Here is an 18,471-nt window from a genome sequence, read left to right as displayed (position 1 = left end):
CCGTAGTTGTCTACCAGGTGGCGGGGAGGCCTGGGTGGTGGGTGCCGAAGGTCCATTCGTAGCCTTCGGGGTCGGCTACTCGGCAGCGGTAGTTGCCCCACTCGGTGGTGGCTGGGGTCCAGATGGACTCGGCGCCGGCGGCTACCGCGGTGGCGTGGACGGCGTTGACCTCCGCCTCGGTGTCGAAGGCGATGTAGATGCCGTGGCCGACGGTGTCGCCCTTGCGGGTGGGCCTGTCGTAGCCCTCCTCGTCGGTGAAGAGCGTGAAGGCCACACCGCCGTACCGCATCTCGGCGTGCATGATCCCGCCCTTGTCGTCCGGGACCTCCATCGTGGTCTCGAACCCGAAGGCCTTCTCCAGCCAGCGGAGTGCGCCGACCGCATCGCGGTAGCCGAAGTAGGCGTGGAATGTCGCTGAGGTAGTCATGTACCCAGCATCGATCGAGTAGCGGACAGCTTCCGTCCGCTACTCGATCGACCTCCGACTACTTCTGGAACTGACCCGGGCCGAGGACCTGCCAGCCCTTGGTGGCCGGCGTCTTGATCAGGTCGAGCGGCATGGCGAACGTGTGCACCACCTTGTTCGGCCGGCTGATCGCCCAGAAGGTCGGGTGCCGCGGATCCGAGCGGTCCCACGCGATGCCCTGCCCCTGGACGTCGGGCAGGTCGACCGTGGCGATCCAGCGCAGCTCGGCGCCCGCCGTCGGCAACTCCATCGCGTACGCCTCACCGAGGTCGTGACCGGTCAGCCAGAGCCGGCCGTCGGGACCCCACGAGCCACCGGAGTTCGACATCGGCTTGAACCGGTCCAGGATCGGCTTCGGGATCGTGTACGACGCGAGCGGCTCGAACTTGTCGTTCAGCTTCACGATCTGGGTGTTGTAGGTCTGGCCGTACGGCTCGTTCGTGTCGTCCGAGATCTCGTCGTAGTTGGCGAAACCGGCCCACCACGCGCCGTCGTGCCGGTCCAGCCAGGTGAGCGAACCGCGGTAGATGCCGAACGAGTACGAGTCGATGTGCTTCATCGTCTTGGTGTCGAACACCTCGATCGAGCTCTCCATCGGCCACTCGGGGTAGTTCGAGTGGACGGCGTACAGCTTCGACCCGACGACCACACCGCTGTCCATGTGCTTGAACGGACCGTCGGCGTCGCCGGCGAACTGCAGCAGCGGCTCGCCGGTCCGGCGGTCGTGCTTGGTGATCGTCCGATTGTCGACCGCGTAGAAGTACTTCGCGTCGACCGCGATCGCCTGGTTCGCGTCGAAGGCGGCGTACGACGTGAGCGGGGTCGCCGGGTACGACGGCGGCTCGGCCGTCGCACCGGTCTGCGCAGCGGGAGCCGGCGCCGCGGACAGGGCGGCCGACGCGGACGGGATCGCCACAGCGGCCAGGACGGCCGTCGCGGCGATGAGGGCGGGGAGCTTTCGCATCACAAACCTCCGAGGGGATGGATCCTGCTCCCCGACCCTCGGTGCCGCACGGGAACGACTGCGGACGGCCGCATGAACCTGCCGCGTCAGGTAGGTTGCCGGGCCGCTCGCTGCCGGCGGAACCAGACGTACAGGGCCAGGCAGGGAATCAGGAGGCCACCGACCCCGAGGACGAGGAAGTCCCACTCGGCGCCGATGTGGTCGACCAGCCAGCCGAAGTTCTGGCCGAAGAACCCGGTGACGAAGGTCAGCGGCAGGAACACCGTGGCCAGGATGGTGAGCTGCTCGATCGTCGCGTTCTGCCGGACGCTGACCTTGGTCTGCTCGACCGAGATCACCGCCATGTTCGCCTCCAGCACAGTCGCGAGGAGATCCCGCTGGGCGGCGACCTCCTCGTTCACCAGCACCAGGTGGTCGTGCACGTCGCGGAAGTACGGCAGCAGTTCGGTGTTGCGCGCGCCGCGCTCGATGGTCGCGAGTACGGCGAGCAGCGGGTGGACTGCACGGTAGAAGTCGGTGACCTCGCGACGGAGGAAGTAGATCCGCTCGGTCGGCGCGACCGAGCCCGCGAACACGGTCCGCTCGACCTGCTCGATGTCGCGTTCCAGCTCCGCCACGACCGGGCCGTAGCCGTCGACGACCTGGTCGAGGATGGCCCACAGGACGGAGTTCGTGCCGACCGCCAGCAACTCGGGCCGTTCCTCGAGGCGGATCCGGGCGCCGTGCAGGTCGCTGGCGACCCCCTGGCGGACCGTGATCACGAACGCCGGTCCGACGAACACACTCACCTCGCCGAAGTCCACCTCTTCGCGCTGGTCGTCGTACCGGGCGGTGCGCAGGATGACGAGGCGGATGTTGCCCTCGTACGGCTCGACCTTGGGCCGGAGGTGGAAGGTCTGCGCGTCCTCGACGGCCAGTTCGTGCAGGCCGAAGCTCTCCCGGACCTGGACGAGTTCCTCGGGGGTGGGCTCGAACATGCCCAGCCAGACGAATCCACCCTGCTTGCAGTGGGCGGCGGCATCCTCGACCGACATCGCGCCGACGTGCTGGCGGTGTCCGTCCCGGTAGTAAGCGCAGTCGATGATCATGGTGACCTCCTCCCCCGATCGTCGTCCGTTCCGGGGGCGGGAAATAGGGTTGGGCAGGAAAGCGGCGGTGAACATCGGTGCAGGACACGCGAGGAGGACTCTCATGGGACTACCAGTGGTGCTGATGCCGGGACCGATGCACCCGGCGGTCGCGGCCGGTCTGGACGGTCACTGTGAGCTGATCCGGCTCTGGGAGGAGAGCGACCCGGACGCGGTCCTCGCGGCCCGCCGCGACGAGATCGTTGCCGTCGCCACCGGTGGCGCACTGATCGACGGCGCGTTCCTGGACCGGCTGCCCGCCGTACGCATCGTGGCGAGCTTCGGCGTCGGGTACGACCGGATCGACGCGGCCGCCGCGGCCGAGCGCGGCGTGGTCGTGACGAACACGCCTGGCGTACTGGACGACGAGGTCGCCGACACGGCGCTGGGTCTGCTGCTGATGACGGTCCGCGAACTGCCCCAGGCCGAGCGCTACCTGCGCGCCGGCAAGTGGGAAACCGGCGGCGCTTACCCGTTGACCAAGGCAACGATGCACGGCCGCCGGATCGGCATCCTCGGTCTCGGCCGGATCGGGCAGGCGATCGCGGACCGGGTCGCACCGTTCGGCATCTCCGTTGCCTACCACAACCGCCGCCGCAAGGACGTCGGCTACCGCTACTACCCGTCGCTGCTGGACATGGCGCGCGACGTCGACACGCTGGTGATCGTCATCCCCGGCGGCGACTCGACTCGTCACCTGGTGAACGCCGAGGTCCTGGCGGCGTTGGGGCCGGAGGGCATCGTCATCAACGTGGCTCGCGGCTCAGTCGTCGACGAGCAGGCCCTGGTCGACGCGCTTCGGGACGGCACCATCCTCGCGGCCGGCCTCGACGTCTTCGAACACGAGCCGAAAGTCCACCCCGACCTGCTCACCCTGCCCAACGCGGTCCTCCTCCCCCACATCGGCTCGGCCACCCTGCCCACCCGCAAGGCCATGGCCGGCCTGGTCGTCGAGAACCTGACCAACTGGTTCGCCTACAACGCTCCGCTCACCCCGGTGCCGGAGTCCATCCCGCTCACGACGTAGGCAGGTCCCAGATTCGCTCGGTTTCCCAGGCGTACTCCCAGGCTTGGATGTCCGGGGGCTCGATGCCGAAGCCGGTGAGGATCGCGCAGACCTGCTCGCGGTGATGGTTGGCGTGGTTGATCGCCTGCGCGATGAAGATGCCGAGCCGGGTACCGCGGGTGTTGTTGTCGACGATGACGATGCGCTCGACGTCGATCGGCTTGGTGAGGACGTCCTCCCAGAGGGCGCCGGCCTCGTCGTTCCAGCGTTCGAGTACGTCGAAGTCCGGCGCCTCATCGCTGTCCACGAAATCGAGAGGGCTGTCTGCGACACGGCGTACGTAGCTGCCGTCGCAGCGGACGATGTGATCCAGCGTCGCCACGATGCCGCCGTACGTACCGACGCCGGTGACCTCGAGCTGCTCGGCGGTCAGGCCCTGCGCCCGGCAGAACTGGATCAGGCTCTTGGTCGCCCAGTTGTTGTGGCGGATCGGGTCGTACAGCACATCGTTGAGTCCCATACTCCAGGCTAGACCGCGGGCATCGCGTTCCCGTACTCAATTTCCTCTGATCAGAGTCGTGAGGACGTCGTCCCAGTGGTCTTGCAGTACGGCGAGGTGCGTGCTCTGCTCGCGGATGACCAGGGTCGCGTGCGGGAGGTGCGCGGCGAGCCAGTGGCCGTTGCGGACGGAGGCGTTCGCGTCGAGTTCGCCGTACCAGAGGAAGGTGGGGCACGTGATCGCCTCGGGGCGGAAATCCCAACGCCTGAAGGAGATCGCGGCATCGCGGAGGTAGCCGTCCGGGTTCGCGAGTGCTTCGCGGACCGCGGCCCCTGCAGCCGTCGTTCCTTGCCTGGTGGCGATCTCGGCGTCGTACGGCGGTAGTTGCGCGACGAAGCGGCGTACCAGGGCTTCATCGTCCGGATCGGTCGGGTCGAGCCGGTCGACGTACTGCATGAAGTCTGCGCGCATGTGCTCGGCCGCCTCGTCCGGGGTCATGCTCGCGAGCCGTGCGAAGAAGGCTTGCTCGTCCGGGCCGAGGTCGTCGCGGTGGTACGGCGGGTCCAGTTCGGGGACGTTGGCTGAGCTCGCGAGCACGCCGACTGCGGTCACGCGGTCCGGATGCCGCGCAGCGCAGGCCAGTGCGTACGGCCCGCCGATCGACATTCCGAGTACGGCGAATCGGTCGATCCCGAGCGCGTCCGCGACCGCCACGACATCGTCGGCCACCGACAGGTGTGTCGACGCGTGCGAATCCGACCGCCCGTAGCCCGGGCGGTTCACCGCCACCAGGCGAACGTCGGCACGCAGCGCGGCTTGCTCGCCCGGATACGCGGCATGCCGGGTATCCGGGCAGCCAGGCAGGAACAGCACCGGCGTGCCGCCGGGAGAGCCGCCGGCCCAGATCTGAACCCAGCGGCCGTCCCCCAGCCGCACTCCTGCGTCCGCCTGCGGATCAGCTGCCGGCGACGTTGACCATCCAGCTGACGCCGAACTTGTCGGTGACCATGCCGAACTCGTCGCCCCACATCTGCTTCTCCAGCGGGACCGTCACCTTGCCGCCGTCGGACAGCTTCGCGTAGTACCCCCGCAGCTCGTCGCCGTCGTCACCGCTCAGGCTGATCGCCATGTTCTCGCCCGGGTTGTACGGCATCCCCTGCGGGGTGTCGGCCGCCATCAGGGTGAACCCGCTCGGCGTCTCCAGCTGGCTGTGCATGAGTTTGTTGTCGTCGTCCGGCCCGTGGCTCGCGCCGAACTCGGCGAACGTGTTCGACTGCACCTCGCCCCCGAACACGCTCTGGTAGAACTCCATCGCCTCCCGTGCGCTGCTCTCGAACTGGATATACGGATTGAGTCGAGACGCCATCGGAAATCTCCCCTTCCCCCTGCGAATACCGCTCTTTGCCCGCACAGTAGACCCCGTCGCCGACAGTCCGCGAGGCCGGACGGCGGTTAGGGTCTGCCCATGATCCCCCGACACATCACGATCGATGCCGCGAACCCGTACGAGCTCGCGCAGTTCTGGTGCAGCGTCACCGGCTGGCCGCTGGGCGAAGGCGACAAGCCCGGCGACGACGAGGTGCTGGTCGACGCCCCGGCGCCGCTCCCCGACATGCTGTTCATCGCCGTTCCCGAGGCGAAGTCGGTGAAGAACCGCGTGCACATCGACTGGGTGCCGACCGAGCGGACCCGCGACGAGGAGGTCGAGCGCCTGCTCGGACTCGGCGCCAGCATTTACGAGGACCACCGCCTGCCCGACGGACGCGGCTGGGTCACCATGCTCGACCCCGAGCGCAACGAGTTCTGCATCGAGCGCAGCGACGCCGAACGAGCGTCCTGACCTCAGCCGGCGCAGAAGGTGGCGAGGTCGGTCGGCGTACGGCGGAACGCGCCGGCCGGGGTGTAGCGCGTCCTCAGGTGATCGCGGTGGCCTGCGACCAGCGGAGCTGCCAGCCGGCCGGCGTACGGCGATAGCAGTCGAGATGCCAGGCCTCGAGGTCGCCGGGTTCGCGGCCGCCGACGGAGATCTCGATCGCGGAGCGATACCGCAGTACGGCGACATCACCGTCGAGCATCACGTCGATCTCGGTGATCGGCTCGAAGCGGCGGTAGTCGATCTCGCCGGACTCGATCCCGCCCAGGTACTCCGCTTTGGTCCACGAGAGCCCGCTCGGCGTCACGATGACGAAGTCGTCGGCGTGAACGGCATCGGCCTCGGCGACCCTGCGGTCCACCAGCCACGTCAACCGGTCTCGCTCGATCCGTCGCAATCTGTCGGCTTCCACCCTCGAAAACCTACCGTTCGCCCGGATCGTCCGTCATGCTCGACCCATGAAGTGGTTCAGGCGAAAGAAGAAGGACCCGAAAGACCGCGACGCCTCGCCGCGCCAGCGTCCTCCCGCCGAGGTCAAGGACCTCCGCGCCCGCCTGACCAGCGACGGCTACACCCTCAAGCACTGAGGCACGCTCGACCCAGGCAGCCGCCGAGTCGTGGATCTTCGCAGCGAAACCCCACAACACCCGACCCGAATCCACGACTCAACACCCACCACAGACCACGTGGGCTTGGCAACTTTTTGCGCCGAGGGGACATCTCGTAGGTGTCAGGGGTGGTGCTTGTGCGGCTTGTCTAGTCTCTGTTCGGGCACGGCGTCCGGGGATCCTGCAACGTTTGTGCGGGTTCACGACATTGAAGGACGTAGAAGGGTCCGTGCGCGAGAGTTCTGTGGGGGAGTGAGGGCTGTTGAGCCAGCGACGCCGGCTGCGTGAGCATGTCATCGACCCGATCGTTGCCATGACGGCGACGCTTGCGGTCCTGACCCTTATCGGCGGCGTGCTGGTTCTGCTGGAGCCCCCGCGTCCGAGCACCGCGATCAGCAACCTCATCGCGGCCGATCCCTCCGCCGGTACTCCGTCCGAGCCGTCCATCGGGGGCGCGCCGGAGCCGGCCGATCCCGCGCCGGCCCAGGACGACTACGGGTCGGGGAGGCTGGGCTCGTGGCAGAACCTGGCCCGACGGATCGCCTCCGAGGACCAGATCCGGGACGCCCTGATGTTCAACGGGATCTTCATGTTCGGCGACAGCATCTCGGTCCAGGACGGTGCGGCCCTCGAGCGCATGGTGACGGCGAAGACCGGCGACCCGATCGCCAGCCACGACTGGTCGGGTGAGCCGGCCTCCGCCGCGGTCGACGCGCTGGCGGAGTGGTCACACCACTACGGCCTGCCCGGCCGGATCGTGATGGCGGTCGGCACCAACGACATTTTCGACCCGCCGGCCTTCGCGGCGCAGGTCGAGCGCACGATGGAGCTCGTCGGCCCGGTGCGGACCGTGTACTGGGTGAACGTGCACGCCGGCCGCTTCAAGAAGTCGGCCACCGTCCGGGCCGCCGACGAGCGGAACAGTGCTTGGATCAACCAGCAGCTGGACCAGGCTGCGGCGCGCCACCCGAATCTGAAGGTCGTGCGGTGGGCCGAGTACCTCGCCACCCAGCCGAGCGGGCCCGCGACGTACCTGCGCGACGGCGTTCATACCACCGAGCCGGTCGGCCAGGACGCCCGCAACTCGCTGATCCTGAGGGCGATCCAGAGCCACTGAATCCTGCCCTTCCGGGCACTCCCAGAACCGAAGCAGCGACCGGACCAAGACCACGCTCCTGCAGCGGGTCAAGTGAGCGTCAGGCAGGTTGCGAGGTCTTGGCGCCGACAGGGTGCCAGCCGTCGGGCGGGTCCTCGCCGACCCGTCCGTCGATGGATTCGCGGATGAGGTCGGCGTGGCCGGTATGACGCCCGTACTCCTCGACCAGGTCGCAGACCAGGCGGCGCAGACTGGCGTGCCGCCCGTCCGGCCAGGTGATGTGCGCCGGCTGGTCGAGCCCACCGTCGGCGATCGCTGCCTCCAGCGTCGCCCGGGACCGCTCGACCGCGCCGTCCCACCACGCGTACAGCTGCTCAGGCGTGTCGTCGACAGCGGAGTTGAGCTCCCAGTCGTTGTCGTCACTCCATCCGTTCACGGTCCACGGCTCCCCCATCGGCTCGCCCCGGAGCTTCACCTTGAACATGTAGTCCTCGTTCGCGGCCAGGTGCTTCAGCAAGCCGCCGATCGTCAGCGTCGACGCACCGATCCGCGCCTGCATCCCGGCCGCATCCAACTCGTCCGCCTTGAACCGGAACGTCGTACGCAACCGCTCGAGCGCCCCGACCAAGTGCTCAACCTCAGTGCCCGCCAACGGCGGTTCCCACGGAATCAAGGTCATGCCGTCACCGTAAGCCCGATTCCGGACACTCCCCTTCCGGAACTTTCCGGTCCTTCAGAAGACCGGGCAAGGTGGTCCGATGCGGAGATACTGCGGGGTCGTCGCGAGGTACGACGGGCAGGTGGCGTTGGTGCGGGAGCAGTACGACGCGTGGGACGCGGAGTACTGGAATCTCCCGAGTGGTGCCGTGGAGGACGGCGAGACGCCGGGGTCTGGTGCGGTGCGGGAGCTGCGGGAGGAGACGGGGCTCCGGGTGGATGAGGATGCGCTCGAGCTGGTGTGGCGGACGATCTCGACGATTGACGGCGAGGCGGCGACACAGTCGTGGAACTACGTGGTCTCGGTGGGCGATCCGTCGTTCTGCATCGACGATCCCGACGGGTACATCACCGACGTGCGGTGGTTCCCGGTCGAGGACGCCGTACGCCTGCTCCGGCAGGTCCCGTACCCGCCGCTCGCCGTACCATCCAGCCACTTCCTGCAGACCGCCGAACGGCTGGTCTGGAACTTCACCCCCGCCGACAACGGCCAATGGGGCTGGTCCCACTTCCCAATAGCTCAAGCCTGAGCAACCCGGCCCGGCATCCAGCCTGTGCGGTCGTAGATGTTGCGGTCGCCGAGCCAGGTGCGGTACTCGGCGAAGGTCCGTACTCCGGCGTCGAGGACCGCTTGGTAGAGCCAGTAGCCGTACGCCCGCTCACCGATCGCGACGGCTTCCTCCTTGATCGCGAGCACGCGGTCCCGCAGCTCCGGAGTCAGCGCATCCCGCAGAGCCGCGGTCAACGGAGCACCGCTCGAGGCGCCGCGCTTGAGCACCCACATGTCGATCGTCCACGTCTCGTCCGGTGTGAGCTCGTACTCGAGTTTCCAGTACTGACCCCGCTCATGCCGGTCCCGCGCGTCGAGGTACGTGATCCGCCGCGACTTCGGCAGCTCGGCCAGCGCACGCATCACCGTGAACCCATCCGCCACCTGCGGGTCGTCCGAGTGGATCTCCAGATCGATGTCGGGTGCCACCACGATCCCGATCCCGACCGAGCCGACGATCTCCACGTCGCCGTACCGGCTCCATCGCCCGAGCAGATCCAGCTCGTGCATGAGTTCGTACGCCGTGCGTAGCCGCGCGTCTGCCCTCGTCCTGAGATCAGTCATGCGGGCCATCCTCACACTCCGGGGAGTCGTCTCGTCGTAGTACTGACGACGAATCTGGACGAGAGGAATGCAGTAGTCATGAGTAACGCCGAGCATGAGGTTGGCGCTCTGCTGGAAAGCCGTGAGCAGGCTTGCCGGGACAAGGACATCGAGCGGCTGATGTCGCTCTACTCCCCCGACATCATCTACTTCGATGTCGTTCCGCCGCTGCACTACTCCGGATCTGACGCGGTACGGAAGAACTTCCTTCGCTGGTTCGACGAGTACGACGGACCGATCGGCCTGGAGACGCACCAACTCAAGATCGCGGCCAGCGAGACCGTGGCGATCGCCCACATGTTCCACCTGGACACCGGTGCGATGCAGGCCGACGGATCACCGAGCCGCAGCCTCTGGCTCCGCTCGACCGTCTGCCTCGAACGCACAGACACCCAGTGGCTGATCACCCACGAACACATCTCCCTCCCGGTAGCCCTCGACACCATGCAAGCCGTCCTGGACGCCACTCCCTGACAATCACAGGTATGACGAAGTGGACCGTGCGGGACTATGCGCCCGCCGATGAGACGCCGTGGCTGCGCTGCCGCGTTCTGGCTTTCCTCGACACGACGTACTACGACGACGTCGCGACAGCCAAGCCGCAGCGTGAGGCCGGCCTCCAACTGGTGGCGGTCGCCGGTGACGAGCTCATCGGGCTGGTGGACGCGAGCGTGACCGGTCAGGAGGCGACCATCGAGACGATCGCGGTGCACCCTGACCACCGTCGGATGGGCGTGGCGCAAGGACTTCTCGACGAGGTCTGCGGCCGGCTGCAAGCCCGTGGAGCAACCCAGGTCGACGCATGGACGCGCGACGACGAGGGCACCCTGGCCTGGTACCGGTCGCAGGGCTTCGAGCAACGGATGCGGTATCTCCACGTCTACGCGTCCGATCCGGACGAGGCCGGCCGAGCCTTCGGTCCGCGGCCGGACCTCACGCCGCGATTCGGCTTCTTCCATGCCTGGACCGACCACGAGGACGCACTGCGGAAGGAGTTCGGCCGCGTCTACTCCTGCCGGCAGTTCGTCAAACCCCTCGGGCTCACGCCTGGAGACCGTTGAGGATTCGCGTCAGGCCCCACAGAAACTGCTCGGTGGTGAAGTCTTTCGAGATGGTGCCGGCCGTTTCGGTGGTGCGTGGATAGGCCTCGGCGGGGAGGGTGTCGAGGACGGCGCGCCGGGTGGAGACGCGGTCGTGTTCGGTCGGAGGGATGCGGCGCTGGTCGAGCTCGGCGACCTCGAGAGCGATGGCGCCGAAGATGTAGACCAGCAGCACGTACGACGCACGGGCGGCGTCGTCCGGAGCCAAGCCACCGTCGGCGAGGGCCTCGCTGAGGGACTCGCGCAAGGTCAGAGCGTTCGGGCCGTCCATGGGTCCACCGAGGAGTAGCTGAACGGCGCCGCGGTGTGCGACGAGGTGCGCTCGGAGCTCGAGCGCGAGCGCCTCGAGGCGCTGCCGCCACGGCTGCTCCCGGTCGACGAACCGGTCGTGGTTGACGTCGCCCAGGAACCGCTCGACCAGAGCCCGCAGCACCGCGGCCTTGCTGGGGTAGTACGTATACACGGCGTTGGGCGCGATGCCGACCTGAGCGGCGATACCCCGGATCGAGACCGCGGCCGCGCCCCCCGCGTCCAACTGCCAGAGGGCGGCGTCGAGGATCGCCTGTTCCGTGACCGCCCGCGGCCGGCCGGTCCGCCGGCCCGTCGGTGTCGTCATCGACGAGGACCTCCGCTGTTGACATCTTTCTGTACGCCGTCCATATTATGGACAGAGTACAAAAAGACCCGGTCACCGGGTCTCACCTTTGGCAGTCGGGGACGGGGCGGACCACCGGAGGTCCATTCGTTCTGGGGACCTGGTGGGGGAAACGCCGGTCCCGCTCGCTGAGGGGGCAGTCCAGCATGACGAATCTGGACGCATCGCACACACCATCAAGCAGCACCGCATCCCGCGCACCACTCACCCGCCTGGCCGGGCCGTTCGCGTTGGCCGCCGGCGTGTTGATGGTCGTGGTCGAGGTGGTGATCTTCCCGATCGTCGATCGCGACGATCACGTCGGTACGTCGACCAACACGGTCTACCGGGTCAGCGGCGTCGTGTACTTCGTGGCCTTCTGTCTGCTGGTGCTCGCCGCGGTCGCGGCGTACAGCTGGCAGGCGCACAAGGCCGGCCGCTTCGGCGTCGTCGGGCTGATCGGCGCGGTGGTGGGGACGATGTTCCTCGGCGGCGACCTGTGGTTCGAGACGTTCTACGTCACCTACCTGGCCGACATCGCACCTGAGGTTCTCGACGCCGATCCGGCCGGCATGATCGTCCTCGGCGCCATATCGAGCTACCTGCTGTTCGCGATCGGCTGGGCGCTGTTCGGCCTCGCGAGTTTCCGGGCCGGCGTCTTCCCGCGCGCCATCTGCATCGCGATCGTGATCGGCGGACTGGTCGGCTTCCAGTCGTTGCTGCCGCCGTTCGGGATCGTGCTCGGGCTGGCGATGATCTGGCTCGGCATCTGGATGCTCAGAACGCCCGGCGCGAGCGAGGTCGTCTCATGACCACGGCCCCGGCCACGCCTGTCCCGAATCCTCCTGCACCGGCACGCCGTTCCTGGAGCGCCTGGCGCACGGTCCTGGTGATCCTCGGCAGCCTGCTCATCCTGCTCGGCGGCGGCCTGCTCGTCGGCGGCGGCATCGGACTGTGGGCACACAGTCAACGCGATGCGGACGGTTATCACACCGCAGGCCCCGAACGCATCACCACCGACACTTATGCGTTGACCGCGCCGTCACTGGATGTCAACATCGCCGGCCCCGACTCGCTCTACGCCAACGACCTGCTCGGCGACGTACGGATCAGGATCGAGTCGACGAACGCGGAGACACCGCTGTTCATCGGCATCGGCCCGTCCGGCGAGGTCGCCAAGTATCTCGACGGCGTCGGCCACTCGGAGGTCTCGGACATCGACGTCGACCCGTTCAAGGTCAGCTACGTTCCGCACCAGGGCGGCGCACCCGCGGCCGATCCCAGCGCGCAGACCTTCTGGGTCGCCTCGGACAGCGGGACCGGCCCGCGCACCCTCGACTGGGACGTTGCTGACGGCAACTGGTCAGTCGTCGTGATGAACGCCGACGGGTCACCGGGTGTCGACGCCGACGTCAGCGTCGGTGGCACCCTGCCGATCGTCCTGCCCATCGCCATCGCCACGCTCGTCGTGGGCGGCATCCTACTGATCCTTGGAATCGTGCTCGTCGCGGTGACCGTCGCAACCCGACGTACCGTCCGCACGCCGGTGCAGACCGCACCAGGCCAGGTCCCGGCGCCATAGCTGGGATCACCGCCATCTGGCGGCTGTACCGCCAACTGTCCCTCGACCGTGCCCTGGCGCGGATCGGGGGGCACGCGGACATCCAACGTAAGGAGTCCTTTCATGTCGTTCTCAGCGGACAAGTCTGTCCGGTCGCGCCGTGGCCGGTGGGTAGCGGTCATCGCACTCGCCACCGCCGCGAGCCTGGCCACAGCACCGGTCGTCTCGGCGTCGCCCTCAGCACCGGCACGGTCCTCGACCAGCCAGCCCCGCGGAGTTCAAGCCGCGCTCGATCAGGTCGTCACGGCCGGCGCGCCGGGCGCGGTCGCGTACGTGCGAGTGGGTGATCGCACGTATCGCTACTCCAGCGGGTACGGCAACCTCGCGCCGCAGACGCCGATCCGGGTCGCGGACCTGTCGCGGATCGGTGGCGTGACGAAAACCTTCACCGCCACTGTGGTCCTCCAGTTGGTCGGCGATCGGGTGCTCAAACTCAACGACTCCGTCGAGAAGTGGCTCCCGGGCGTCTTCCCCAACGGCGCCGGGATCACCATCCGCCAATTGCTCAACCACACCAGCGGAATCTACGACTACGCAGGCGACGATCGGGTCTTCGCGCCGTACTTCGAAAGTGGCGACCTGACCCTGATCTTCGATCCCCGCGAGGGCGTCCGGATCGCGGCCGAACACGGTCCGCTCTACGCACCGGGAACCGGCTGGAACTACTCGAACACCAACACTCTCCTGCTGGCGATGATCGTCGAGGCGGCCACCGGCAACTCGTTCGGCACCGAACTGCGCCGTCGCATCTTCAAACCACTCGGACTCGACCACACCAGCTACCCGACCACGTCGGCGATCCCCGGCTCCTACGTCCACGGCTACTGGATCATCGGCGGCCCGGATCCGGTCGACTTCACGGCGCTCAGCCCCACGTTGCTCGGCGCTGCCGGAGCAATCCTGTCCAACCCTGAGGACGTCACCCGCTTCTATCGCGCCCTGCTGCGCGGCCACGTGCTCAAACCCGCCCAGCTGCGGGCCATGCAAACCATCGACGCTGTTGCCACCGACCCGCCAGGGTCCATCGACTCGGGCATCCCCGGTGGCGGCTGGGGCCTGGGCTTGCTCCGAGAGACGTTCCCCTGCGGCGACGCCTGGGGCCACGACTCGGAGATCCCCGGCTACATGACCGCGGCCTGGAACAGCGAAGACGGCCGCCGCCAGGTCGTCGTAGTCGTCAATATCGACGGCCTCGCCCACGACCACCCCATCACCCAAGCCATGCGCACCGTCCTCCTCAAGGCGTACTGCGGCTGACCCATCCGAACCATTCGTACTCAGGGGGAGATATGGCCATCACGACCAGTACTACCGTTCGGGCGACGGCCGCCCGGGCCGAAGGCATCAGCAAGTTCTACGGCACCGGCGACGCAGCCGTCGCCGCGCTCAAGGACGTCACCGTCGATCTCGAAGCCGGCAGATTCACCGCGATCATGGGGCCGTCGGGGTCCGGCAAGTCGACCCTGCTGCACATGCTCGCCGGGCTCGACCGGCCGTCGTCGGGCGAGGTGTACGTCGGCGACACACTGATCACCGCCCTCAACGACAAGGCGCTCACGCTGTTGCGGCGGGACCAGATCGGCTTCGTCTTCCAGTCGTTCAACCTGCTGCCGACGATGACCGCGGCCGAGAACATCGTGCTCCCGATCCGGATCGCCGGCCGCAAGCCCGACACGGCCTGGGTGCAGTCGATTGTCGACAAGCTCGGGCTGGCCGATCGGCTCGACCACCGTCCCACCGAGCTGTCCGGGGGCCAGCAGCAACGAGTGGCCGCTGCGCGCGCCCTCGCGTCCAGGCCGCAGATCATCTTCGCCGACGAACCGACCGGCGCCCTCGACTCCACCTCGGGCACCGAATTGCTCAGCTTCCTGCGGACGGCGGTCAAGGAACTCGGCCAGACCGTCGTGATGGTGACCCATGACCCGACCGCCGCGAGCTATGCCGATCGGGTGCTCTTCCTTGCCGACGGCCACGTTGTCGACGAGATGGAGGAGCCGACCGCGGACGCCGTACTCGATTTCATGAAGCATCTGGGCGGTTGACGCCATGTTCACCGCAACCCTGCGCGGCATGCTCGCGCACAAACTGCGCCTGGTGCTGACTGTGGCATCGATCGCGCTCGGTGTCTCGTTCCTGGCCGGCACGCTGGTCCTGACCGACACCATGCGCCTGGCGTTCGACCAGTTGTTCGGCAAGGTCTCCGCCGGCACCGATGCGGTCGTCCGCGCCGAGGCGGCGTACACCCAGTCCGAAGGCACCGGGACCAGCCGCGGACCCATCCCGGCTTCGGTTCTTCAGCAGGTCCGCGGCGTCGACGGCGTACGGGCAGCGGAGGGTTCCGTCAGCGGATACGCGCTGCTCACCGACAACGCGGGCCGTGCCGTCCTGACCAGCGGCGGGGCCCCGACCATGGGCTACAGCATGCCGGCCGACACCACCTTGCGCGGCGACGTCAAGATCCTTACCGGCACCGCACCGTCGGCGCCACACCAGGTCGCGATCGACGCGACGAGCGCCGAGGAGCACCACATCGCGCTCGGCTCCACGATCAAGGTGCTGTTCCAGGGGCCGACGCAGGAGTTCAACGTGGTCGGCACCGTCGGCTTCGGCGGTGAGAAGAACCTCGGCGGTACGACGTCGGCGTACTTCGACCCGACGACAGCCCAGCAGGTCCTCGGTTCTCCCGCCGTCTTCGACACGATCAACGTCAGCGCGGCCGACGGCGTGAGCCAGGCCGAGCTCGTACAGCGGATCGATGCGACCCTGCCGAAGGGCACGGAGGCAGTCACCGGAACGACCGTGGTGAAGGAATCCGCGGACGCGATCGACGAGGACCTCCGGTTCGTCCGGATCATCTTCATGGTGTTCGCCGGCATCGCGTTGTTCGTCGGCTCGTTCATCATCTGGAACACCTTCACGATGACCGTGACGCAGCGGTCTCGCGAGATCGCGCTGCTGCGTGCGATCGGCGCGACCCGGCGCCAGGTGGCCCGCAGCCTGATCATCGAGGCGCTGCTCCTCGGCGTACTCGCCTCGGCCCTCGGCGTCGGCCTCGGGCTCGTGGTCGCCAAGGGGCTCAACCTGCTGATGGACCGCGTGGGGTTCACTCTGCCCAGCACGTCCCTGCAGGTCGAGCCACGCACCATCTGGCTGTCGCTGCTCGTCGGCACGATCGTCACCGTCGTGGCGGCACTCGTCCCGGCGATGCGGGCCACAAAGGTCCTGCCTGTCGAGGCACTGCGCGACGCGGTGCCCGGCGCCGGCAACCCCTCGAAGAGGCGCATCGTGATCGGAGCCGTCCTGACCACGCTCGGCCTGGCCGGGCTGTTCACGTCCCTGTACGGCGGCCTGACGATGAAGGCGTTCGGCCCGAGTCTGCTGGCGATCCTCGTCGGCATCATCACGCTGTTGCCGGTCGCTGCCCGGCCGCTTGCCTCGCTGATCGGCATACCGCTGCGACTCCGCGGGCTGTCCGGCGAACTGGCCAGGCAGAACGCGATGCGCAACCCGCGTCGTACCGCCTCGACGGCGGCCGCACTGATGATCGGCCTGACGCTGGTCGTGAGCATGGGCGTGTTCGCGTCCTCGCTGAAGTCGTCGTTCAGCGACATCATCGGCGACTCGACCAACGCGGAACTGTTCGTCACGCCTGCGAGCGCCCAGGCACCCGGCTTCAGCCCCGAGGTCATCGCGGTGGTCGGCGGCGTGGACGGCGTACGGCAGGTTTCTCCGAGTGGCTATGGCGAGGCACGCTTCGACGGTGCGGACTCCAGTTACTCCGCGATCGACCCCGCGGCGGCGGACGGCCTCAATCTGCGGCTGTCGGCCGGCGCACTGTCCGACCTTGGCGCCGATGGCGTGATCGTGGCCCAGTCGGCCGCGACCTCGCACGGCTGGAAGCTCGGCGACAAGATCACGTCGGAGTTCGCCGAGACCGGGAAGCACGTGCTGCATGTCGTCGGTGTCTACGACAGCAAGGGCTGGATCGGCGACGACTACGTCATCAGCATCGCCGCACAGACGGCTGCGGCCGGCCGGCAACTGACCGCGTCCGGCCTGATCACACTCGCAGACGGCGCCGACAGGGGCGACGTACAGAACGCCATCACGGGTGCGCTGGCCAACCACCCCGACGCCAAGGTGCTGGACCGAAAGGGCTTCGAGAAGGAGGCGAGCGGCTTCATCGACCAACTGCTCGCCTTCGTCACGGTGATGCTGGCGCTGGCGGTGCTGATCGCGCTGCTGGGCATCGTCAACACCCTGGTGCTGTCGGTGTTCGAGCGAACCCGCGAACTCGGGCTGCTCCGCGCGGTCGGCATGACTCGCGGCCAGGTCCGGTCGATGGTGCGCTGGGAGTCGGTGGTGATCTCCCTGATCGGCGCGCTGGCCGGCGCCGCCCTCGGGATCGGACTCGGTCTTGCACTCTCCCAAGCCCTCGCCGACGAGGGCATCGAGGCCATCTCGATCCCCGTCGTCCAGGTCACGCTGTACGTCGTCCTGGCCGCGGTGGCCGGCGTGCTCGCGGCTCTGGGACCGGCCCACTCCGCAGCCAAGGTCGACGTACTCCAGGCGGTGGTCGCCGACTGACCTACGCAGCCGCGTGGGCGAGGGCCGAGGGGGTCTGCCGGCCGACGATGGCCGGGGCCTCGTGGATGAGTTCGTCTCGCTCGAGCGCATCGACCATGAACAGGGCGAAGTCCACGCGGCGCGTCAGGTTGCTCTCCAGCACAGGGTCGCCGACGTGCCGGCTCCAGACGGGCAGGCCCTGGCTGTCGCCCTCTTCGAGGTCGCTGCCGCGGACAACAGTCCATCGGGTGTCGCTGGCGAACACTCGGCGGCACGCCTCGACCTGATCGTCGAGGTCAGCGAACCGGAACAGGCGCGCGACCGGACCGAACACGTTCACGAGCACCTTGAGCTTCAACGAGTACTTGTCCTGGCCGTCGAGCGTGATGTGCCATCCGCAGGAGAACACCAGGCGGGCGCCCGGTTGCGCGTGATCGAGCACTGCCTGGACCGTTCCGGCGGCGTACCCGTGGACGCCTCGCGGGACCAGCACAACAAGGACCCCGTCGCAGCCGGCGACCGCCTGCTCGATCACCGCGGCGTCGTCCGTCCGCCCCGGGAAGACGGTCATCCGCCCGCTGAACGCCGCGAGCTTCTCCACACTCTCCGGCCGGCAGACACCGACCACCTCATGACCACGATCCAGCGCATGCTGAACCATGTACCGCCCGAGCTTCCCCGAAGCCCCCACGATGCAGACCTTCATCCCGTGCCCCTCCCCCTGGCGACAACGTCCCCCGCCTTGAGCCTGAGGCCCCACCCCATCCCCGTCAACTGTTCCGCGTGCAGACGAGGTTCCCCTCTTCCTGCGATACGACCCGCAGCCCTGCGCGCTCGAGTTCGTCTCGCAGTGCTGTGGCTGAAAGGTGGCGCCGGTGCGCGACGTACCAAACTCCGTCGAATCGGGGGTTTCTCGAAGATGTGCTCGCTCGGCTTGAGTTGCATTCGAGGCGTGAGGTTGAGGTGTTGGAGTATGGCTGTGGGACTGGGCCGGCGGCTTGCTTTTTGGAACGTCTCTGTCTCCCCGAACAGGTCACTCCA

General features: G+C 67.8%; 23 protein-coding genes. 12 read left to right on the top strand and 11 right to left on the bottom strand.

Features of this window, described 5'->3' with window-relative positions; translation table 11 throughout:
- Positions 1 to 10: 10 nt before the first annotated feature.
- The 3 genes from AB0I34_RS16405 to AB0I34_RS16395 form a co-directional block, all read right to left on the bottom strand.
- Positions 11 to 427, bottom strand: coding sequence for a VOC family protein (locus AB0I34_RS16405; RefSeq protein WP_360445708.1), 417 nt, complete (start codon positions 425 to 427; stop codon positions 11 to 13).
- Between the two features lie 58 nt (positions 428 to 485).
- Positions 486 to 1,430, bottom strand: a complete 945-nt coding sequence (locus AB0I34_RS16400) for a hypothetical protein (protein ID WP_360445706.1) — start codon at positions 1,428 to 1,430, stop codon at positions 486 to 488.
- Positions 1,431 to 1,516: 86 nt separating this feature from the next.
- Complete coding sequence (locus AB0I34_RS16395; RefSeq protein WP_360445704.1) at positions 1,517 to 2,518, bottom strand: magnesium and cobalt transport protein CorA; 1,002 nt, start codon at positions 2,516 to 2,518, stop codon at positions 1,517 to 1,519.
- Positions 2,519 to 2,621: 103 nt separating this feature from the next.
- On the opposite strand from AB0I34_RS16395, the gene AB0I34_RS16390 reads away from it, so the two are divergent.
- Positions 2,622 to 3,584, top strand: a complete 963-nt coding sequence (locus AB0I34_RS16390) for a 2-hydroxyacid dehydrogenase (protein WP_360445702.1) — start codon at positions 2,622 to 2,624, stop codon at positions 3,582 to 3,584.
- Here the strand turns inward: AB0I34_RS16390 and AB0I34_RS16385 are convergent.
- From AB0I34_RS16385 to AB0I34_RS16375, 3 genes are read right to left on the bottom strand one after another with little or no spacing between them, the layout of a single operon-like run.
- Positions 3,574 to 4,083, bottom strand: coding sequence for a DinB family protein (locus AB0I34_RS16385; RefSeq protein ID WP_360445700.1), 510 nt, complete (start codon positions 4,081 to 4,083; stop codon positions 3,574 to 3,576). The genes AB0I34_RS16390 and AB0I34_RS16385 overlap by 11 nt on opposite strands.
- A 36-nt stretch (positions 4,084 to 4,119) precedes the next feature.
- Entirely contained in the window at positions 4,120 to 4,998 is an 879-nt protein-coding gene (locus AB0I34_RS16380; protein WP_360445698.1) for an alpha/beta hydrolase, read from the bottom strand.
- 19 nt (positions 4,999 to 5,017) lie between these two features.
- The gene (locus AB0I34_RS16375; RefSeq protein ID WP_360445696.1) at positions 5,018 to 5,428 is read right to left on the bottom strand and encodes a VOC family protein; all 411 of its coding nucleotides are present in this window, start codon (positions 5,426 to 5,428) and stop codon (positions 5,018 to 5,020) included.
- Positions 5,429 to 5,527: 99 nt separating this feature from the next.
- Between AB0I34_RS16375 and AB0I34_RS16370 the strand changes: the two genes are divergently transcribed.
- Entirely contained in the window at positions 5,528 to 5,902 is a 375-nt protein-coding gene (locus tag AB0I34_RS16370; RefSeq protein WP_360445694.1) for a VOC family protein, read from the top strand.
- Between the two features lie 73 nt (positions 5,903 to 5,975).
- On the opposite strand, the gene AB0I34_RS16365 is transcribed toward AB0I34_RS16370, so the two are convergent.
- Entirely contained in the window at positions 5,976 to 6,347 is a 372-nt protein-coding gene (locus tag AB0I34_RS16365) for a nuclear transport factor 2 family protein (protein ID WP_360445692.1), read from the bottom strand.
- Positions 6,348 to 6,393: 46 nt separating this feature from the next.
- Between AB0I34_RS16365 and AB0I34_RS16360 the strand changes: the two genes are divergently transcribed.
- Together AB0I34_RS16360 and AB0I34_RS16355 are read left to right on the top strand one after the other, a co-directional pair.
- Complete coding sequence (locus AB0I34_RS16360; RefSeq protein ID WP_360445690.1) at positions 6,394 to 6,522, top strand: hypothetical protein; 129 nt, start codon at positions 6,394 to 6,396, stop codon at positions 6,520 to 6,522.
- 283 nt (positions 6,523 to 6,805) lie between these two features.
- Positions 6,806 to 7,660: a hypothetical protein gene (locus AB0I34_RS16355; RefSeq protein WP_360445688.1), complete on the top strand. Its 855-nt coding sequence runs from the start codon at positions 6,806 to 6,808 to the stop codon at positions 7,658 to 7,660.
- Positions 7,661 to 7,739: 79 nt separating this feature from the next.
- Here the strand turns inward: AB0I34_RS16355 and AB0I34_RS16350 are convergent, their stop codons facing one another.
- The gene (locus AB0I34_RS16350; protein ID WP_360445686.1) at positions 7,740 to 8,318 is read right to left on the bottom strand and encodes a DUF664 domain-containing protein; all 579 of its coding nucleotides are present in this window, start codon (positions 8,316 to 8,318) and stop codon (positions 7,740 to 7,742) included.
- Positions 8,319 to 8,397: 79 nt separating this feature from the next.
- On the opposite strand from AB0I34_RS16350, the gene AB0I34_RS16345 reads away from it, so the two are divergent.
- Positions 8,398 to 8,886 (top strand): NUDIX hydrolase, encoded by a 489-nt coding sequence (locus AB0I34_RS16345; RefSeq protein WP_360445684.1) that lies wholly within the window; start codon positions 8,398 to 8,400, stop codon positions 8,884 to 8,886.
- Here the strand turns inward: AB0I34_RS16345 and AB0I34_RS16340 are convergent.
- On the bottom strand, positions 8,877 to 9,470 hold the full coding sequence (locus tag AB0I34_RS16340) for a hypothetical protein (RefSeq protein WP_360445682.1): 594 nt from the start codon (positions 9,468 to 9,470) through the stop codon (positions 8,877 to 8,879). The genes AB0I34_RS16345 and AB0I34_RS16340 overlap by 10 nt on opposite strands.
- Positions 9,471 to 9,548: 78 nt before the next feature.
- On the opposite strand from AB0I34_RS16340, the gene AB0I34_RS16335 reads away from it, so the two are divergent.
- Together AB0I34_RS16335 and AB0I34_RS16330 are read left to right on the top strand one after the other, a co-directional pair.
- Positions 9,549 to 9,983 carry a nuclear transport factor 2 family protein gene (locus AB0I34_RS16335; RefSeq protein WP_360445680.1) on the top strand — a complete coding sequence of 145 codons (435 nt, stop codon included), beginning with the start codon at positions 9,549 to 9,551 and terminating at the stop codon, positions 9,981 to 9,983.
- A gap of 11 nt (positions 9,984 to 9,994) precedes the next feature.
- A complete protein-coding gene (locus AB0I34_RS16330; protein WP_360445678.1) occupies positions 9,995 to 10,570 on the top strand; it encodes an N-acetyltransferase in 576 nt (191 codons plus the stop codon).
- Here AB0I34_RS16330 and AB0I34_RS16325 read toward each other — a convergent pair.
- Positions 10,551 to 11,225, bottom strand: a complete 675-nt coding sequence (locus AB0I34_RS16325; protein ID WP_360445676.1) for a TetR/AcrR family transcriptional regulator — start codon at positions 11,223 to 11,225, stop codon at positions 10,551 to 10,553. The genes AB0I34_RS16330 and AB0I34_RS16325 overlap by 20 nt on opposite strands.
- A gap of 185 nt (positions 11,226 to 11,410) precedes the next feature.
- Here AB0I34_RS16325 and AB0I34_RS16320 point away from each other — a divergent pair, with 185 nt between their 5' ends.
- The 5 genes from AB0I34_RS16320 to AB0I34_RS16300 all read left to right on the top strand — a co-directional run bounded on the left by AB0I34_RS16320 (position 11,411) and on the right by AB0I34_RS16300 (position 17,451).
- A complete protein-coding gene (locus tag AB0I34_RS16320; protein ID WP_360445674.1) occupies positions 11,411 to 12,055 on the top strand; it encodes a hypothetical protein in 645 nt (214 codons plus the stop codon).
- The gene (locus tag AB0I34_RS16315) at positions 12,052 to 12,825 is read left to right on the top strand and encodes a hypothetical protein (RefSeq protein WP_360445672.1); all 774 of its coding nucleotides are present in this window, start codon (positions 12,052 to 12,054) and stop codon (positions 12,823 to 12,825) included. The genes AB0I34_RS16320 and AB0I34_RS16315 overlap by 4 nt, the downstream gene beginning before the upstream one ends.
- A gap of 102 nt (positions 12,826 to 12,927) precedes the next feature.
- Positions 12,928 to 14,121: a serine hydrolase domain-containing protein gene (locus AB0I34_RS16310; RefSeq protein WP_360445670.1), complete on the top strand. Its 1,194-nt coding sequence runs from the start codon at positions 12,928 to 12,930 to the stop codon at positions 14,119 to 14,121.
- Positions 14,122 to 14,153: 32 nt separating this feature from the next.
- Positions 14,154 to 14,906, top strand: a complete 753-nt coding sequence (locus AB0I34_RS16305) for an ABC transporter ATP-binding protein (protein WP_360445668.1) — start codon at positions 14,154 to 14,156, stop codon at positions 14,904 to 14,906.
- A 4-nt stretch (positions 14,907 to 14,910) separates the two neighbouring features.
- Positions 14,911 to 17,451: an FtsX-like permease family protein gene (locus tag AB0I34_RS16300; protein WP_360445666.1), complete on the top strand. Its 2,541-nt coding sequence runs from the start codon at positions 14,911 to 14,913 to the stop codon at positions 17,449 to 17,451.
- Position 17,452: 1 nt separating this feature from the next.
- On the opposite strand, the gene AB0I34_RS16295 is transcribed toward AB0I34_RS16300, so the two are convergent.
- Positions 17,453 to 18,121, bottom strand: a complete 669-nt coding sequence (locus tag AB0I34_RS16295) for an NAD(P)H-binding protein (protein ID WP_360445664.1) — start codon at positions 18,119 to 18,121, stop codon at positions 17,453 to 17,455.
- Between the last annotated feature and the right edge of the window lie 350 nt (positions 18,122 to 18,471).

The sequence above is a fragment of the Kribbella sp. NPDC050281 genome (assembly GCF_040655855.1).
In the GTDB taxonomy this organism is placed as follows: domain Bacteria; phylum Actinomycetota; class Actinomycetes; order Propionibacteriales; family Kribbellaceae; genus Kribbella.
Note: the sequence above shows the minus strand (reverse complement) of the source record. Positions and strands in the feature narration are given on the sequence as shown.

What these genes read in the sequence shown, in the direction of transcription:
- AB0I34_RS16405 (WP_360445708.1), bottom strand. Translation starts at nt 427, where the DNA reads ATGACTACCTCAGCGACATTCCACGCCTACTTCGGCTACCGCGATGCG.
- AB0I34_RS16400 (WP_360445706.1), bottom strand. Translation starts at nt 1,430, where the DNA reads ATGCGAAAGCTCCCCGCCCTCATCGCCGCGACGGCCGTCCTGGCCGCT.
- AB0I34_RS16395 (WP_360445704.1), bottom strand. Translation starts at nt 2,518, where the DNA reads ATGATCATCGACTGCGCTTACTACCGGGACGGACACCGCCAGCACGTC.
- AB0I34_RS16390 (WP_360445702.1), top strand. Translation starts at nt 2,622, where the DNA reads ATGGGACTACCAGTGGTGCTGATGCCGGGACCGATGCACCCGGCGGTC.
- AB0I34_RS16385 (WP_360445700.1), bottom strand. Translation starts at nt 4,083, where the DNA reads ATGGGACTCAACGATGTGCTGTACGACCCGATCCGCCACAACAACTGG.
- AB0I34_RS16375 (WP_360445696.1), bottom strand. Translation starts at nt 5,428, where the DNA reads ATGGCGTCTCGACTCAATCCGTATATCCAGTTCGAGAGCAGCGCACGG.
- AB0I34_RS16370 (WP_360445694.1), top strand. Translation starts at nt 5,528, where the DNA reads ATGATCCCCCGACACATCACGATCGATGCCGCGAACCCGTACGAGCTC.
- AB0I34_RS16360 (WP_360445690.1), top strand. Translation starts at nt 6,394, where the DNA reads ATGAAGTGGTTCAGGCGAAAGAAGAAGGACCCGAAAGACCGCGACGCC.
- AB0I34_RS16350 (WP_360445686.1), bottom strand. Translation starts at nt 8,318, where the DNA reads ATGACCTTGATTCCGTGGGAACCGCCGTTGGCGGGCACTGAGGTTGAG.
- AB0I34_RS16345 (WP_360445684.1), top strand. Translation starts at nt 8,398, where the DNA reads ATGCGGAGATACTGCGGGGTCGTCGCGAGGTACGACGGGCAGGTGGCG.
- AB0I34_RS16340 (WP_360445682.1), bottom strand. Translation starts at nt 9,470, where the DNA reads ATGACTGATCTCAGGACGAGGGCAGACGCGCGGCTACGCACGGCGTAC.
- AB0I34_RS16335 (WP_360445680.1), top strand. Translation starts at nt 9,549, where the DNA reads ATGAGTAACGCCGAGCATGAGGTTGGCGCTCTGCTGGAAAGCCGTGAG.
- AB0I34_RS16330 (WP_360445678.1), top strand. Translation starts at nt 9,995, where the DNA reads ATGACGAAGTGGACCGTGCGGGACTATGCGCCCGCCGATGAGACGCCG.
- AB0I34_RS16325 (WP_360445676.1), bottom strand. Translation starts at nt 11,225, where the DNA reads ATGACGACACCGACGGGCCGGCGGACCGGCCGGCCGCGGGCGGTCACG.
- AB0I34_RS16320 (WP_360445674.1), top strand. Translation starts at nt 11,411, where the DNA reads ATGACGAATCTGGACGCATCGCACACACCATCAAGCAGCACCGCATCC.
- AB0I34_RS16315 (WP_360445672.1), top strand. Translation starts at nt 12,052, where the DNA reads ATGACCACGGCCCCGGCCACGCCTGTCCCGAATCCTCCTGCACCGGCA.
- AB0I34_RS16310 (WP_360445670.1), top strand. Translation starts at nt 12,928, where the DNA reads ATGTCGTTCTCAGCGGACAAGTCTGTCCGGTCGCGCCGTGGCCGGTGG.
- AB0I34_RS16305 (WP_360445668.1), top strand. Translation starts at nt 14,154, where the DNA reads ATGGCCATCACGACCAGTACTACCGTTCGGGCGACGGCCGCCCGGGCC.
- AB0I34_RS16300 (WP_360445666.1), top strand. Translation starts at nt 14,911, where the DNA reads ATGTTCACCGCAACCCTGCGCGGCATGCTCGCGCACAAACTGCGCCTG.